This is a genomic window from Ruegeria sp. CK2 (genome assembly GCF_056536585.1).
On the sequence record NZ_JBQFPW010000001.1, the window covers coordinates 263762 to 278731 of the forward strand.

18 protein-coding genes, 1 tRNA gene and 1 pseudogene are annotated in these 14970 nt (G+C 57.2%); 9 read left to right on the top strand and 11 right to left on the bottom strand.

The features are described from left to right. Position 1: 1 nt before the first annotated feature. The 3 genes from ACR0BU_RS01275 (at position 2) to ACR0BU_RS01285 (ending at position 2524) form a co-directional block, all read left to right on the top strand. Complete coding sequence (locus ACR0BU_RS01275; RefSeq protein WP_298932671.1) at positions 2 to 751, top strand: transporter substrate-binding domain-containing protein; 750 nt, start codon at positions 2 to 4, stop codon at positions 749 to 751. A gap of 82 nt (positions 752 to 833) precedes the next feature. Further along, entirely contained in the window at positions 834 to 1721 is an 888-nt protein-coding gene (locus tag ACR0BU_RS01280) for an ABC transporter permease (RefSeq protein ID WP_298932672.1), read from the top strand. Next, on the top strand, positions 1718 to 2524 hold the full coding sequence (locus ACR0BU_RS01285; protein ID WP_299078205.1) for an ABC transporter permease: 807 nt from the start codon (positions 1718 to 1720) through the stop codon (positions 2522 to 2524). Before ACR0BU_RS01280 ends, ACR0BU_RS01285 begins: the two co-directional genes overlap by 4 nt. Before the next feature lie 75 nt (positions 2525 to 2599). On the opposite strand, the gene ACR0BU_RS01290 is transcribed toward ACR0BU_RS01285, so the two are convergent. Both ACR0BU_RS01290 and ACR0BU_RS01295 read right to left on the bottom strand, forming a co-directional pair. Further along, positions 2600 to 2676, bottom strand: a tRNA-His gene (locus tag ACR0BU_RS01290). Positions 2677 to 2723: 47 nt separating this feature from the next. Next, positions 2724 to 3205: pseudogene (locus tag ACR0BU_RS01295) on the bottom strand (N-acetyltransferase family protein). Between the two features lie 77 nt (positions 3206 to 3282). Between ACR0BU_RS01295 and ACR0BU_RS01300 the strand changes: the two are divergent. After that, positions 3283 to 3471, top strand: coding sequence for a DUF6324 family protein (locus ACR0BU_RS01300; protein ID WP_120635781.1), 189 nt, complete (start codon positions 3283 to 3285; stop codon positions 3469 to 3471). On the opposite strand, the gene ACR0BU_RS01305 is transcribed toward ACR0BU_RS01300, so the two are convergent. Continuing rightward, the gene (locus tag ACR0BU_RS01305) at positions 3461 to 3892 is read right to left on the bottom strand and encodes an MmcB family DNA repair protein (protein ID WP_299885129.1); all 432 of its coding nucleotides are present in this window, start codon (positions 3890 to 3892) and stop codon (positions 3461 to 3463) included. The two genes, ACR0BU_RS01300 and ACR0BU_RS01305, sit on opposite strands and share 11 nt — an antisense overlap. Before the next feature lie 113 nt (positions 3893 to 4005). Here ACR0BU_RS01305 and ACR0BU_RS01310 point away from each other — a divergent pair, with 113 nt between their 5' ends. Continuing rightward, positions 4006 to 4326 (top strand): ArsR/SmtB family transcription factor, encoded by a 321-nt coding sequence (locus ACR0BU_RS01310; protein ID WP_480735143.1) that lies wholly within the window; start codon positions 4006 to 4008, stop codon positions 4324 to 4326. Then, positions 4323 to 4748 carry an SRPBCC family protein gene (locus ACR0BU_RS01315; protein WP_480735142.1) on the top strand — a complete coding sequence of 142 codons (426 nt, stop codon included), beginning with the start codon at positions 4323 to 4325 and terminating at the stop codon, positions 4746 to 4748. Before ACR0BU_RS01310 ends, ACR0BU_RS01315 begins: the two co-directional genes overlap by 4 nt. 215 nt (positions 4749 to 4963) lie before the next feature. On the opposite strand, the gene ACR0BU_RS01320 is transcribed toward ACR0BU_RS01315, so the two are convergent. The 5 genes from ACR0BU_RS01320 to ACR0BU_RS01340 form a co-directional block, all read right to left on the bottom strand. After that, positions 4964 to 5269, bottom strand: coding sequence for a hypothetical protein (locus ACR0BU_RS01320; RefSeq protein ID WP_480735141.1), 306 nt, complete (start codon positions 5267 to 5269; stop codon positions 4964 to 4966). A 59-nt stretch (positions 5270 to 5328) separates the two neighbouring features. Beyond that, the gene (nusB, locus tag ACR0BU_RS01325) at positions 5329 to 5811 is read right to left on the bottom strand and encodes a transcription antitermination factor NusB (protein WP_480735139.1); all 483 of its coding nucleotides are present in this window, start codon (positions 5809 to 5811) and stop codon (positions 5329 to 5331) included. Continuing rightward, positions 5808 to 6359 (bottom strand): 6,7-dimethyl-8-ribityllumazine synthase, encoded by a 552-nt coding sequence (locus tag ACR0BU_RS01330; protein ID WP_298932685.1) that lies wholly within the window; start codon positions 6357 to 6359, stop codon positions 5808 to 5810. Before ACR0BU_RS01330 ends, nusB begins: the two co-directional genes overlap by 4 nt. A 2-nt stretch (positions 6360 to 6361) precedes the next feature. After that, positions 6362 to 7483, bottom strand: a complete 1122-nt coding sequence (gene ribB, locus ACR0BU_RS01335; RefSeq protein ID WP_298932686.1) for a 3,4-dihydroxy-2-butanone-4-phosphate synthase — start codon at positions 7481 to 7483, stop codon at positions 6362 to 6364. Between the two features lie 117 nt (positions 7484 to 7600). Then, positions 7601 to 8188 carry a riboflavin synthase gene (locus ACR0BU_RS01340; RefSeq protein ID WP_480735138.1) on the bottom strand — a complete coding sequence of 196 codons (588 nt, stop codon included), beginning with the start codon at positions 8186 to 8188 and terminating at the stop codon, positions 7601 to 7603. Between the two features lie 141 nt (positions 8189 to 8329). On the opposite strand from ACR0BU_RS01340, the gene ACR0BU_RS01345 reads away from it, so the two are divergent. From ACR0BU_RS01345 to ACR0BU_RS01355, 3 genes are all read left to right on the top strand, one after another. After that, positions 8330 to 9628, top strand: a complete 1299-nt coding sequence (locus ACR0BU_RS01345) for a capsule biosynthesis protein (RefSeq protein WP_480735137.1) — start codon at positions 8330 to 8332, stop codon at positions 9626 to 9628. Positions 9629 to 9707: 79 nt separating this feature from the next. After that, positions 9708 to 10841 carry a polysaccharide biosynthesis/export family protein gene (locus ACR0BU_RS01350; protein WP_480735136.1) on the top strand — a complete coding sequence of 378 codons (1134 nt, stop codon included), beginning with the start codon at positions 9708 to 9710 and terminating at the stop codon, positions 10839 to 10841. A 3-nt stretch (positions 10842 to 10844) separates the two neighbouring features. Beyond that, entirely contained in the window at positions 10845 to 12845 is a 2001-nt protein-coding gene (locus ACR0BU_RS01355) for a capsular polysaccharide biosynthesis protein (RefSeq protein ID WP_480735135.1), read from the top strand. Between the two features lie 9 nt (positions 12846 to 12854). Here ACR0BU_RS01355 and ribD read toward each other — a convergent pair whose 3' ends face one another. From ribD to ACR0BU_RS01370, 3 genes are all read right to left on the bottom strand, one after another. Continuing rightward, positions 12855 to 13955, bottom strand: a complete 1101-nt coding sequence (ribD, locus tag ACR0BU_RS01360) for a bifunctional diaminohydroxyphosphoribosylaminopyrimidine deaminase/5-amino-6-(5-phosphoribosylamino)uracil reductase RibD (protein WP_480735134.1) — start codon at positions 13953 to 13955, stop codon at positions 12855 to 12857. Further along, a complete protein-coding gene (nrdR, locus tag ACR0BU_RS01365) occupies positions 13952 to 14422 on the bottom strand; it encodes a transcriptional regulator NrdR (RefSeq protein ID WP_117869416.1) in 471 nt (156 codons plus the stop codon). The genes ribD and nrdR overlap by 4 nt, the downstream gene beginning before the upstream one ends. 120 nt (positions 14423 to 14542) lie before the next feature. Beyond that, positions 14543 to 14956 (bottom strand): secondary thiamine-phosphate synthase enzyme YjbQ, encoded by a 414-nt coding sequence (locus ACR0BU_RS01370; RefSeq protein ID WP_480735132.1) that lies wholly within the window; start codon positions 14954 to 14956, stop codon positions 14543 to 14545. Positions 14957 to 14970 lie beyond the last annotated feature (14 nt).

Here is a 14970-nt window from a genome sequence, read left to right on the forward strand (position 1 = left end):
AATGAAAAACCTGATTCTGACAACCGCAGCGCTGGCACTGACTGCTGGTATAGCAATGGCAGACACAGTTCGCATGGGTACCGAGGGCGCTTACCCTCCGTACAACTTCATCAATGACGCCGGCGAGATCGACGGTTTCGAGCGTGAGTTGGGCGATGAGCTTTGCAAACGCGCCGAACTGGACTGCGAGTGGGTCAAGAACGACTGGGATTCGATCATTCCAAACTTGGTCTCTGGCAACTACGACACTATCGCGGCTGGCATGTCGATCACCGACGAGCGTGACGAAGTCATCGACTTCACCCAGGACTATTTTCCACCCACCGCATCGGCCTATGTTGCGACGTCTGACGCGGCTGACGTAACGGGCGGTGTTGTTGCAGCCCAAACCGCGACCATTCAAGCAGGCCATGTGGCAGAATCCGGTGCAACTCTGGTCGAGTTCGCAACTCCGGAAGAAACCATCGCAGCCGTGCGTAACGGCGAAGCCGACGCCGTTCTGGCCGACCGTGACTATCTGGCACCGCTGGTCGAGGAATCGAGTGGCGAGCTGGTCTTTATCGGCGATCCGGTTCCATTGGGTGGTGGTATCGGCATGGGCCTGCGTGAAAGCGACGGCGAGCTGCGCGGCAAATTTGATGCAGCCATCACCTCGATGAAGGCGGACGGTACACTGAACGAGATGCTGAAGAAGTGGTTTGGCGAAGAAACCGCCACCTACGGAACAGACGGTACAGTTGTAACCAACTAAGCTATTTGCCTTGCGGTTCGGCGCGCATTAGCGCCGAACCTACCCCGACTTCAGGTCGGGCGCGACGTTCGAAAGACGCCATATGTTCTCCTACTGCGCTGATCCTGACACGCTGGGCACGTTCCGCTGGTTTTCGTGCTATCTGACCAATGGCGTCCACTGGTCATTCTACCTGTCCTTCATCAAGGTTCTGGCACTTTTGGCCGTCACCGCGCCCGTTGCGCTTGGCTTTGGGTTTGCAGGCGCGATGGCAGCACGGTCGCATTTCCTGCCCCTCAGCTGGCTGGGCAAAGGATACATCGCCATTGTACGTGGCGTGCCGGACATCGCATTCTTCCTGTTTTTCGTGATCGCTCTGGATCAGGCCTTCGAATGGACGCGCCATCAGGTCATGTGCCCCGAATGGACGGATCCAATCCGGCAGGGCAACGACTTTATCGTTTGCCGCGCCGCTAAACTACCGCTGGGTACCGCCCCGGAATGGGTCCACGAAACCTATGGGTTCCTGCTGGCGGTCATTACGTTCTCAATTGTTTTCGGCGCTTTCGCGGCCAATGTGCTGTTCGGGGGGATGCGTGCTGTACCGCACGCGCAGCTTGAAACAGCCGAAGCCTATGGGATGACCCGTCGCCAGACATTCTGGCGCATCCTGGTTCCACAAATGTGGGTCTACGCCCTGCCGGGCCTGTCCAACCTGTGGATGGTGCTGATCAAAGCGACCCCCCTGCTGTTCTTGCTGGGAATCGAGGACATCGTCTACTGGGCCCGCGAGCTGGGCGGTACAAAGACGTCAAAGTTTACACAATACCCGCATGGCGACTGGCGCATGTGGTACTTTCTTTTCCTGTTGGTTTTCTATCTTGGCATGACCCGCGTTTCGGAAATCGGGTTGGAACGCCTGATGCAAAAGCTGTCCCATGGCCAGGCCACATCCGGTGGTGAGTTGCTGCGCAAGGAGACGACAGCATGAGCTGCTTGCAAACCATTCAGGACTACGGCCTGAGATCCATCGGCATTGGCGAGCGTCTGCTGCCCAAGAACGATTTTACGCTCTGCGAACAGTTCACCCTCATCGGTTCAGGCATGATCTGGAACGTTTATTTCGGGATCATGGCTCTGGCGACGGGGTTCTTTCTGGCCACTGCACTGGCGCTTGGGAAATTCTCTGCGAACAAGTGGCTGCGAAAACCGTCCGAGTGGTTCATCTTCCTGTTTCGAGGCTCACCGCTATTTATCCAATTCTTCTTCGCCTATTTCTTCTTTCTGTCATTGAAGAAACCCTACCCGATGTTTGACGCCTTCACCTCGGCCTGGCTGGGGGCGTTGATCGTGCTGTTCCTGAACACGGCAGCTTACACAGGTGAGATTTTCTATGGCGCGCTGCGGTCGATCCCCAAAGGCGATCTGGAGGCGGCAGATGCCTATGGGATGTCCGGCTGGTCCCGGTTCCGCCGGATCGTCTGGCCCACGATGCTGCGGTTGGCCTGGCCCGCTTATACCAACGAGGCAATCTTTCTGTTCCACGCAACCACGCTGGTGTATTTTTCTGCCTTTCCTGCGTGGCAGCAACGGGGTGATGCGCTGTACTATGCCAGCTACTTTGCCGACAAGACATTCAACCCGTTTGTCCCCTACCCGATCCTGGCGTTTTATTTCATCGTGCTGACTCTGGTGATCGTCTGGGGCTTTGGCCTGATCAACACACATCTGAACCGGCATCTTCCCGTCGCCAAACAAGGCAAGATGAAATTCAGGCTGAACCTGGCGCGCTGATCAAACTGCGCGTCTGAAGTTTTCATCGCGGAATCAACGCTCACAACGCCATATTGTTCTGATTTTTTAGAGAGATGGTACCGCCTCCCTGGCTTGAACAGGGGACCTCTGGATCCACAATCCAGCGCTCTAACCAACTGAGCTAAGGCGGCACTCGTGAGGGGCGATTTACCGAACACGCCCCCGGAATGCAAGAGGATTAAAGCTGAATTCTCCAGCTTTGTTCAACAAGATCGACGCCAAAAGACCGCACAGATTTACTGTCTAATAGCTGCCAGCCGTTTGCCCGATACAGCGCACAGGCCGCCTTGTGGCTTTCGTGTGTCCACAAGGCCATTTCCTGATACCCAACATTGCGTGCAAACCCTGTACAGGCGGCCAGAAGGCGCTTTCCCAAACCCAACCCGCGCGCCTGTGGAACCAACAGAAACAACCGCAGCTTTGCTGTTTCTTGGGTCAGGGAGACACAGAAAATACTACCCAGCTCTGCCCGCCTTTTTCGGCAATCCAACCCCGCTCCCGCGACGGATCATGCTCGGCGATGAAGTCATCCAAAATCTGCGCCACGAGCTGGCCAAAGCTGTCGTCAAACCCTTCAGCCTGTGCATACAGCGTGCCGTGCTGTTCGATCAGCCAAGGTGCGTCATCGGGGCGAAACGGTCTGAGAACAACGTCTTCCATACCGCATCTGATAGCAAAGGTGACTTGATTCTCAACCCTTCGCGCGCTAGCACGAACGCTCAGTCCCGGAGGCACACATGGGCATCAACACCGAACGCGACATTCAGGCGAACCTTCAGATCGGGCCGACAGATCACGGCATGGTGCGGCTGTTCATCGAGGCAGATGGGGTCGAAGTTCCAATGGATTTCGAACCCGAGGAAGCCGAAGAAATCGCAGACGAACTCCGCGCTGCCGCGCAGGCTGCCCGAGCCGTCAAAGCCTAGGATCACGCAGCATCTGCAGGCGGCGCGCTGCATCTGTGGCGAATTTTTGGATCATTTTTTTGCGGCGAGCCGGAGCCACCCTGTCTTCCGGGGCCATACGAATGATTTCGGCATCGTAGGCGTCCGCAATGATCAGCCCCGTTTCGTTGGGCAACAGATCGGTTGGAAACTCGGTATCCACCGCCCAGAAAAACCGATCACACCAGTCCAGATAGCCCTGCCACTTGGAGTCTGACTGGAAATCAGCACGGCTGGACTTGCACTCAATCACCCATAGTTCACCCTTGGGGCCCAACCCCATGACATCCACACGCAATCCACGTTGCGGCACGAATTCCTCAACAGACACAAAGCCGTGCGCGCTTAGGTGGCGCGACACGCCCCGTGCCAGTTTCTGTCCAGGCTGCAGATCCAACGTCATGTCAGGAATGTGAACAATTAGCGAACAAAAGTAAAGCAGGCAGCTGCCTTGACATGATACCATTTAGTATCTTATTTATATAGAACCAAATGGTATCCCAATTGAGGCTACTGATGCATATCCAAACCCAAAACGCCTTTCGTGCCCTTGCTGATCCTACCCGTCGGGACATCGTACAAATCCTTGCCGCCCAAGAGATGACGATCGGGCAACTTACTGCCCGGTTCGATATGACCCGCGCCGCTGTAAAAAAGCACCTAACCGTTCTTTCGGACGGTGGACTGATTTCGGTCGAAGCGCGCGGAAGAGAACGTATTAACCGACTTGAACCTCAGGGCCTGGCCCCAGTGCTCGACTGGCTCAGCTACTTCGATCAGTTCTGGGATGATCGCCTCAACTCTCTCAAAGAAGCTATTGAAAGGAAAAAGAAATGACTGAAGCCGTTCTGCAAAAAACGATCTTCCTACGCGCTGAACCTGAAACTGTTTGGGCCTATCTGACAGAGCCTGACAGGTTGGCAGAATGGTTTCACAAACCCGAACGCCCGCTGGCCCAAGGGCAAAAGCTCGAGATGTTTGGAACAACCAGCGGCGATCTGCTGATCTGGGGAGAGGTGCGGGTCGCGCAGCCGCCGAAATACTTGGAGTATACGTTCACGGTCAAACCCATGGGGGAAGCCGTGAGTGTCGTCAAATGGACCCTGGACCCCGTCGCAGGAGGCACACGCCTTGGCCTGCAGCACGAAGACTTGCCGCAGGGCGCAGAGGCCTTTGGCCTGATCTTGGCTCTGGACAATGGATGGGACGAACATTTTGGCAAGATGCGTACCGCGCTGCACGAAACAGTTGACGCCTGACCCCTTGTGCAAGCCCGCCGCACAGCCTACTTAGGCGCGTGGCGGGTTCTGCCCTTCTTGTGACAGGTAGCATTCTGGTGGCCTTAAGCAATTCCGAGGGGGCTGGCTCTGTTCAGGTCCTGGCCTGATTACCTGGCGCCCACCTGTACATACAGGTCCTCGGGAATCAAACCGCACGGTTGACTGGTGGTCCCGCCACACATCTTAACCTGATATCAGCGCCCTGCCTCGGCTTCTTGCTTTGCAACTGCCGGCTCGAAGCTGTGCGCGACGGGGGTACCGCGGCGTGGGCCTTGCGGTTTGTCAGCCATGCTCATAATCGCGTAGGCAAACTGCACGCCTGCAAAGACGATCCCGTTCATGAACCAGATCATGACAAGGGCAATCAGGCCAATCTCAGAGCTTGTAATCAAGTGACGCAGATTGGCGACGTTCAAGGCCAAAAGCACTCCGACAAACACGGCCGAAATCGCAAAGCCCCAAGCAACCTGAGTGATGTATAGGCGGATCAGTTTGGGCATGACGAACCTCCTTGCGCTATGATTTTGAGTCTAGTGCATGTGAGGTTCGGGTAAACGTGTCAGAACGCCTCGGGCTTGGCTTCGTGGGCCATGTGATCCAGGACGGCGTTGACGAATTTGGGTTCTTTGCCTTCCGGGAAAAAAGCGCGTGCCACGTCGACAAATTCGGTGATTACCACTTTGGGCGGCGTATCACTTTGCGTCAGTTCAGCCCCTGCTGCGCGAAACAATGCGCGCAGCGTTGGGTCAATCCGGGAAATCGGCCATTTCGCAACCAGCGCACGGTCGGTCAACTGGTCGATGGGCGCCTGGTAGTTCACCGCATCATCCACCAACCCGCGAAACACCGAGATATCGCCATCCAGCATTTCGTCACCCTCATAGACAGCGCCAAACCGGTGATCCAGAAACTCAGCAACAACCTGTTCGGTCGTCTGGCCCGACTGCTCCATCTGGAACAGCGCCTGCACGGCGTACAGCCGCGCGGCGGATTTCATCAGGCGTTTCCGGTTGGCCGGTTTCGGCGCGTCTTTCTGGGTCATGCTGTCGTGGGTCCGTTGCTATCGCCCGCCACAAGGATGGACTCGGACGGCGGCTTGAAGCCAACGCCCTTTTTCGAAGCGCCCCACTTACGGCTGAGTGCGATCAGATGCAAGGCCGCAGCGGCCGCCCCGCCGCCTTTGTTCATCTTTTCAGGGTTGGCGCGCACCTCGGCCTGATCGTCATTCTCGACCGTAAGGATGCCGTTACCGATGCACAGACCTTGCAGACCCATCAACTGGATGGCGCGGCTGGAGTCATTGCACACCGTCTCATAGTGCGTGGTCTCTCCGCGAATGACACAGCCCAATGCAACATAGCCGTCGAAATTGCACTGACGGTCAGCCATGGCGATGGCGGTGGGGATTTCCAGCGCACCGGGCACTTCGACCACGTCACAGGTGCCGCCTGCCTCTTCGATCTCGGTCTTGGCACCGGCAACCAGGTTGTCAGCGATGGCGCGGTAGAACGGCGCGACGACAATCAACAATTTCACCGGGCGGTCGAATGTTGGCGTTGGCAGAACGCCGTGTTTGTCTTGTTCAGCCATGATCATCCCTCCTTGAGAATGGAGCGGTTTCCGACGATGGACAGACCAAAGGCGTCCAGACCCAGATATTTGGTTTCTGGTGAGTCGGTCAGCAAGATTAACTCCTGAACGCCCATCTTGGACAGGATCTGAGCCCCAAGGCCGGTTTGCTTGATGGTCCTCGGCCCTTCGTCCTCGGCCGCGTAAAGCGAATTGCGCGGCTGACGGAACAGGCAGACCACACCTCGTCCTTCTGCAGCGATGATTTCCATCGCACGGGGCAGTTCCTGTGGCGGTTTGGGTCCCAGGCCCAGAATATCGGGCGCTTCGTGCAGGGCATGGGTGCGTGTCAGAACGGGCTCGGGTGTCGTGATATCGCCTTTGATCATGACGACATGTTCGATGCCGTGGGTCTGATCGGTGAAAATCCGCATCTCCCAATCGCCGCCATATTCCGAGGTGACCGTTTCACGCGAGGTTTCGACCACCAGATTGTCGTTGCGAGACCGATACGTGATCAGATCACTGATGGTGCCGATCTTCATGTCATGCTCTTTGGCAAAAGCCACCAGATCCGGCAGGCGTGCCATGGTGCCGTCAGCCTTCATGATCTCACAAATCACGCCCGAAGGGTTCAACCCTGCCAGCCGCGAGATATCGACCGCGGCCTCGGTATGACCCGCGCGCACCAGCACCCCACCCCGCTTAGCCCGCAGCGGGAAAACATGACCGGGTGTCGCGATATGCGCCATGGTGTTTTGCTCGTTGATCGCAGTCGCTACGGTCAGCGCGCGATCAGCGGCAGAAATCCCGGTCGACACGCCCTCGCGCGCCTCGATCGAAACGGTAAATGCTGTTTCGTGACGGGACGAATTATTCACTGCCATCATTGGCAGACCCAGCAAATCGATACGTTCCGCCGTCATTGGCAGACAGATCAGACCGCGCCCATGGGTGGCCATGAAGTTGATCGCCTCGGCATCCGCAAACTCGGCAGCGATCACCAGATCGCCTTCGTTTTCGCGATCTTCGTGATCGACCAGAATGTACATCCGGCCTTTGCGCGCCTCGTCGATGATCTCTTCGATCGGGCTGATCGCGTCGCGCAGCTCGGCCTCAACCGGTCCGGGTGTTTCAAAGCTCATGGGGCAGCCTTTCACAAGAGCATATCTGCAGGGCGGGATAGACCACCACGCGCCCAAAGGCCAGACCGCAAACGGCGCTGGCTGGCCGCGACGCGACGTTGTGTGCCCCAAACCAGGTCAGGTCATTTCGGCCAAACGCGCGACGTAGCGTGCAAGTGTGTCGATCTCGAGGTTGACACGGTCGCCCTTTGATACGTCGCCCCAGGTCGTAACGTCCTTGGTGTGCGGAATGAAATTAATCCCGAAATCGCAGCCCTCAACTTCGTTTACCGTCAAAGACGTGCCGTTCAAGGCAACCGACCCCTTTGGTGCGATAAACCGCGCCAGATCCTTTGGCGCGCGCAAGGTGACACGGGTGCTGTCGCCTTCGTCGGCGACTTCGACCACCTCTGCCACGCCATCGACATGCCCCGAGACGATGTGGCCGCCCAGTTCATCACCAACCTTCAGAGCACGCTCCAGATTGATCCGCTTCCCAATCGTCCAGCTTTCCAGATTGGTCTTGGAGACGGTCTCGGCACTGATTTGGACGTCGTACCAATCGTCACCCAGTGCAATCACAGTCAGGCAAACACCGTCGCTGGCGATGGACGCACCTATATCGATGCCCGCAGTGTCATAGGCCGTCTTGATCCGCGCGCGCAGGTCACCTTGCTGCTCCAACTCGGCGACAGTGCCAACATCTGTAACGATCCCTGTAAACATTCCGTTAACCCTCAGTTCATAACCTGTGCCTGACTATCACTGTCGAGTTACGCTCAGTAACCCTGGCGGGCAAGCCCTGGCTTGTTGGAATTGGGCGAAACGGGCATAGTTTTGACAATAACTAAGACTAAAGCAGATTACATGCACCACTCGTTTTCAGGTTCCAAAGGTCGCGTCTTCCTGTTCTTGCAGGGACCACATGGGCCATTTTTCAATGCTCTGGGACGCATGCTGCGCGCGTCGGGGGCGCAAACGTGGCGCGTAGGCTTCAATGCCGGGGATCGTGCATTCTGGTCTGAAAAAGCAAGCTACATTCCGTTCCGAGACACGATTGAACAATGGCCGGATGCCTTGGTTGACCTGATCGTTGGCAAAGGTGTGACGGACATCGTGCTATATGGCGATACCCGCCCAGTCCACGCCCGTGCGGCGGAAATCGCCAAATCCCGCGGCGTGATGGTCCATGTGTTCGAAGAAGGGTACCTTCGCCCATGGTGGGTGACCTATGAACGGGGCGGGTCGAACGGCAATTCACGCCTGATGTCACTGGACATCGATCAGATGCAACATGCGCTGGAGGCGTCCGCGTCCAAAGCGCCGCCACCGCCGTCCCACTGGGGGGACATGCGGCAGCACATTTTCTACGGCGCGCTATATCATTGGTTCGTCCTATTCCTGAACGGGCGCTACCGTAACTTCAAGCGCCACCGGGAATTGCCCGTCTCACGAGAATTCATGCTGTATTTCAAACGGCTTATCCTTATGCCGTTTCATCGGGTGCAACGCAGTTGGGCAACCGCACGCGTGCGCTCGGGCGGGTTTCCCTATCACCTCGCGCTGCTGCAATTGGGTCACGACAGCTCGGTGCAGGCTCATTCTGACTTTTCCAGCATGAGCGAATTTCTGGAGACGGTGATCGAGGGTTTCGCCCAAGGCGCACCCAAGCATCACCGGTTGGTCGTTAAGGAACACCCTCTGGAAAACCACCGTGAGCCGCTGCGCCGCCGCGTGCGGCAATTGGCGAAGCAATACGGAATTCAGGGCCGGGTTCACTATGTGCCCGGCGGCAAACTCGCCAAACTGCTGGACGAGGCGAACTCTGCCGTGACAATCAATTCGACGGCGGGTCAGCAGGTTTTGTGGCGCGATATCCCGCTGCGCATCTTTGGGAAATCAGTTTACGACAAGCCTGAATTTGTCTCACAACAATCCATAGCTGCGTTTTTTGCCAATCCCAGCGCTCCTGACGGCGACGCATACCGCAGTTACCGCCAATTCCTTTTGGAAACCAGCCAGATACCGGGCGGGTTTTACTCCCGTCGTGGTCGCCGACAGCTGTTGCGGCGGATGGTAGATATGATGCTTCAGATCCATGATCCCTACCAATCTGTCCTGAAAAGCAACGAGGCGATAACGCCACAGTTGAGAATCGTTGAGTAGCTCTGGCCATCTGCGACTGGAAGTTGCGATTCCAAAGCGGTATTCTGCCGAAAACTAAGAAACTTGAGGATATTCGGCAGTGCAGAGCTTTCCAATCCGATGGATGCGGGGGATTTCCCTTGTCGCGGCGTTTGGCTTTCTGGCCGCCTGCCAGCTTCCCAAGTCCGGGCCTAACAAAAACGAGATCCTGGCCGGTTCTGTCGAAAACGGCGGCAACGCGTTTGTTGTCGAGGTGGATGACCGCGTGGCCAGAGCCACCTCCGCTGTCCCGCAATACGGGTTTTCTTCCTCATTCAGCACCGCACAGACTCTGACGGCTGATACGGTGCGACCGGGTGATGTCCTTGGGTTGACCATCTGGGAAAACGTCGACGATGGCCTTTTGTCCGGTGAGACCGGTGCAGCCACCGCGCTGGACGAAGTTCAGGTCGACAGCGAAGGGTTCATCTTTGTCCCCTATGCCGGGCGCATGCGCGCTGCAGGCAACACGCCAGAGCAACTGCGCGTTTTGATCACAAACAAGCTTCAGGAACAAACACCTGACCCTCAGGTCGAAGTACGCCGTGTCGCAGGTGACGGATCGACCGTGTCCCTGACGGGCACCGTTGCGGCGCCTGGCATCTACCCGATTGAACGGCCTACCCGATCTTTGCTGGGTATGTTGTCTCAGGCTGGTGGTGTTTCTGTCGCCTCGGATATTGCGCTTGTGACCCTGATCCGCGGCGATCAGAAGGGCACCATCTGGTACGAGGATCTGTTCCGCAATCCCAGGCTGGATGTTGCGTTGCGCGGTGGGGATCGCATCCTAGTGGAAGAAGACAGCCGATCCTACATCGCGTTGGGCGCCACAGGTGGGCAATCCCGGGTCGCGTTTGAAAGTCAGGACCTTTCCGCGCTTGAGGCTTTGGCACAGGTTGGCGGATTGCTGACCTTGTCATCGGACCCCACTGGGATCTTCATTCTACGTAAAGAACGGCAGGATGTTGCTCGCAATGTGATGGGACGGGCTGACTTGCAGGGGGAGCAGCGGTTGATCTATCTGTTGAACCTGACTGCGCCAAACGGCCTTTTCGTTGCGCGGGACTTTGTTGTTCGCGACGACGACACAATCTACGTGACCGAAGCCCCCTACGCCCAGTGGAGCAAATCAATCTCGCTTATTGCGGGCGGGCTGACCCCGGTTGCAAACATAGCCACGCTATCAGGTAACTGATGAATGGTCCTGGATCGGGGCACCCCAGCCGGGGCTGAGCGCACCCGGCTGTTTGTCTACAACGGTGGTTTTCTTACAAACAAGCGCATCAGGCGCATTCTGTCGCTGGCCGGGTATGACATACGTCTTGGCCTACCTCAGCAAAGCGATGCTGTGGGTGTTTGGGGAAACAGTCCAACCGCCTATCGCGGGATGCATGTCGCGAAGAAACACAACACGTCGATCCTGCGCGTAGAGGATGCCTTCCTCAGGTCACTACACCCGGGTCGGGGCGGTGAAGCGCCGCTGGGTCTGTTATTGGATCAAACCGGCCTGCATTTTGACCCCGAAACGCCGTCGGATCTCGAAACGCTTCTGTCGTCTCACCCGTTAGATGACACCGCCTTGCTGAACCGGGCACGTGGCGCGATTGAGCGGTTGAAAGAATTGCACCTCAGCAAATACTCGGCTTTTGACTTGGACGTTCAACCACCCGAACCCGGTTATGTTCTTGTCATTGATCAAACACAGGGCGATGCGGCTGTGACAGCCAGCGGTGGCGACCATGCCCGTTTCCGAGAAATGCTGGTGATTGCTCAGGAAGAAAACCCCGGAATGCGCGTTCTGATCAAGGCGCACCCGGAAACGCTTGCAGGTCACCGCGAGGGATATTTCTCGGACCAGGACCAGTCGGATCGGGTGTCTGTTCTGCGCAAGCCAATAAGCCCGTGGTCGTTGTTGGATGGGGCTGTCGGTGTTTACACCATGTCTTCGCAAATGGGGTTCGAGGCGATCCTGGCGGGCCACAAACCACGCGTTTTTGGACACCCTTTCTATTCTGGTTGGGGCCTGACACAGGATGAAAACCCAATCCCACGCCGCCAACGCAATCTGACCCGGGCGCAATTGTTTGCCGCAGCCATGCTGCTTTACCCCACATGGTATGACCCATATCGGGACCAGCTTTGTGAGCTTGAAACCGTATTGGACACGTTAGAGGCGCAGACCCGGGCGTGGCGCCAGGATCATTTGGGCTGGACGGCTTCGGGGATGCGTCTGTGGAAGCGCAGACACCTGCAGCAAATGTTTGGGCGGCACCAAAAGATTCGGTTTTTCTCGGCAGCCCCTACAGTATCAAAACGTCCGCATATGGTCTGGGCCAGTCAGGCCAGAGGCATCGAAGACGCCACACGGGTCGAGGACGGCTTTCTGCGTTCGCGTGGGCTAGGAGCAGAACTTGTGCCCCCAGTCTCGCTGGTGACGGATGATCTGGGGATTTACTACGATCCGACACGGCCCAGCCGGTTGGAAGAACTGATCGCAAAACGTGAAACCCTGCGACCCGATCAGGAACAAAGGGTCGAGCGTATGGTAGGACAGCTGCTGTCCAAAGGGTTGAGCAAATACAATACCGGCAGCACCAGTCTTTCACTTCCCGAAGGTCATCGGGTCCTGGTTCCGGGGCAAGTTGAAAATGATGCGTCTATCTTGTTGGGAACCGGTGAGGTGCGCACGAATATGGACCTGCTAAGTGCCGCGCGGGATGCGCATCCAGACGCAGTATTGATCTACAAGCCTCATCCTGACGTCGAAGCTGGTCTGCGGGAGGGAAAGATTGACGCCCACAAACTGGCAGATGTGGTGGCCGAAAACATGGATCCTGCGGCTTTGTTGGCGCAAGTCGACGAGCTCTGGACCATGACCTCGCTGACTGGGTTCGAGGCGCTTTTGCGAGGGGTTAAAGTCACGACGCTGGGGGCACCTTTTTATGCAGGTTGGGGGCTGACCACCGATCTTGGCACAGTCCCAGCACGCCGGGGCGCGCGACCTTCTCTAATGGGTTTGTTTCACGCGACGTTGATCGACTACCCGCGCTACATGGACCCCGTCACAGGACAGCCCTGCCCCGTTGAAATCGTCGTCGAACGCCTGTCGAGCGGTTACGTCGCTCATCCCAGGCCGCTGAACCGTATTCTGTCTAAACTGCAAGGCATCTTCGCAACCTATGCCCATCTGTGGCGTTGAGCATCTCGCCTATTGCGTAGATCGTCGCCATCGGTGGAATACATCGTCCCCTAGTGCGCGCGTTTCGACGAGCTCGAAACGGGGGGCAGCATCCAGTTTCTCCAACCCCAGCGTTCCAACCGCAGCAAGACCTTCGGCCCCGATGGTCAGTCCTGCTGTGAACCCTACCAGCTCGTCAACCAGATCCCCTGCCAGCAATGAGGCAGCCAGCGCAGCCCCGCCCTCACAGAAGACGCTGGTCAAACCTGCATGGCCCAGTTGCTGCAGCACATCGACCGCATCAATATGGTGATCTTTCAGGGTGCAGGGTATCAAACGTGCGTCTAACCCCTCCCACGCCCGAGCCCGATCGGCATCCGGGTGTGGGCCATGGCACAACCAAACCGGAATTTCGGACGCCGTACGCGCCAACTGGCCCATCAGCGGCAAATCCATATGCCGCGACACGACAACGCGCACGGGCTGATGAGTTGCGCCAACATCTCGCACAGTCAAAGACGGATCATCTGCGCGCGCCGTGCCTGCCCCGACCATCACCGCATCATGACGCGCCCGCATTGCGTGGACCGCGCGTCTGGATATTGGGCCAGTGATCCATTGGCTGTGGCCTGTCGCGGTCGCGATCCGCCCATCAAAGCTGCTGGCCAGTTTCAGCGTTACAAAGGGGCGGCCTTGTTCAGTTTTCAGAAAGAAGCCAGCCAGGTGCAGCGCCGCCTGATCTGACAAAACACCAGTTTCAACTTTGATCCCCGCATCGCGCAGCATTGCAAAGCCTTGCCCCGCCACACGCGGATCGCTGTCCTCAAGCGCAGCAACGACGCGACCTACGCCAGCGGCAATTATCGCTTCGGCGCAAGGTGGTGTTTTGCCATGATGGGCGCAGGGTTCCAGTGAAACATAGGCTGTCGCACCACGGGCTGCCGCACCGGCCTGCGTTAATGCTTCGGTCTCGGCATGGGGGCGTCCGCCGGGTTGTGTCCAACCACGACCAACAATCCGCCCGTCTTGCACTATGACACACCCGACGGCGGGGTTGGGCCAGCATCCGCCTTGGCCGCGCTGGCCCAAAGACAAGGCCAACGCCATAAATCGCTTATCTGTGTCGCTCACTCGTCCGTCGAAGGCTGCGGCGGGCGCAGTTCGTGGACAAACTCCTCGAAATCATCGGCCGCCTGGAAATTCTTGTATACGCTCGCAAAGCGAACATAGGCAACGGTATCAATCCGCGCCAGAGCTTCCATGACGATTTCTCCGATCTTGTTGGAGGGAATATCGGTATCCCCCATGCTTTCCAATCGGCGCACGATGCCCGAGATCATCTGATCGATCCGTTCAGGATCCACCGGACGCTTTTGCATCGAGATGCGGATCGAGCGTTCCAGCTTGTCCCGATCAAAATCTTCCCGTTTACCGTTGGTTTTGATAACGACCAAGTCGCGCAGTTGAACGCGCTCATATGTCGTGAACCGGCCCCCACAGGCAGGGCAGAATCTGCGCCGACGGATCGCGACGTGATCCTCTGCCGGGCGTGAATCCTTGACCTGGGTATCTATGTTTCCGCAAAACGGGCAGCGCATCCGCCGTCTCCTCGTCCCTTGTTCGGCCTCTTTTTGTAAGCGCTACGGCTTACTTATCCACAACTATAGGGCAGCCGCTAGGATTTGGGTAGTCGGAATTTTGCACCGCTAAATAAAGTGTCAGCCCAGATGGGCCGCAACCAAACGTGTATGGGGTGAAGCGCGATGTTCGGCCAGGTAAATCCCCTGCCATGTGCCAAGAAGTGGGCGCCCTTGAGACACTGGTATCGACAGTGACACGGGCATCAAAGCGGCTTTGATATGCGCCGGCATATCGTCTGGTCCTTCATAGGTGTGCCGCAGATACGCCATGGACGGGTGGTCAGACGGGGGAACGAGCCTATCGAAAAACGCACGCAGATCGGTTTGCACTTCCGGATCGGCATTCTCTTGTATCAGCAAGGAACAGGACGTGTGGCGAACGAACAGGATCAACACGCCATCCGTCGCCACTAAATTTGACCACCGAACTATCTCATCAGTGAATTCATACAGACCCGGCCCCTGCGTTTGAATTGTGAATTCTGCCTGCAATGCGAACCTCCCAT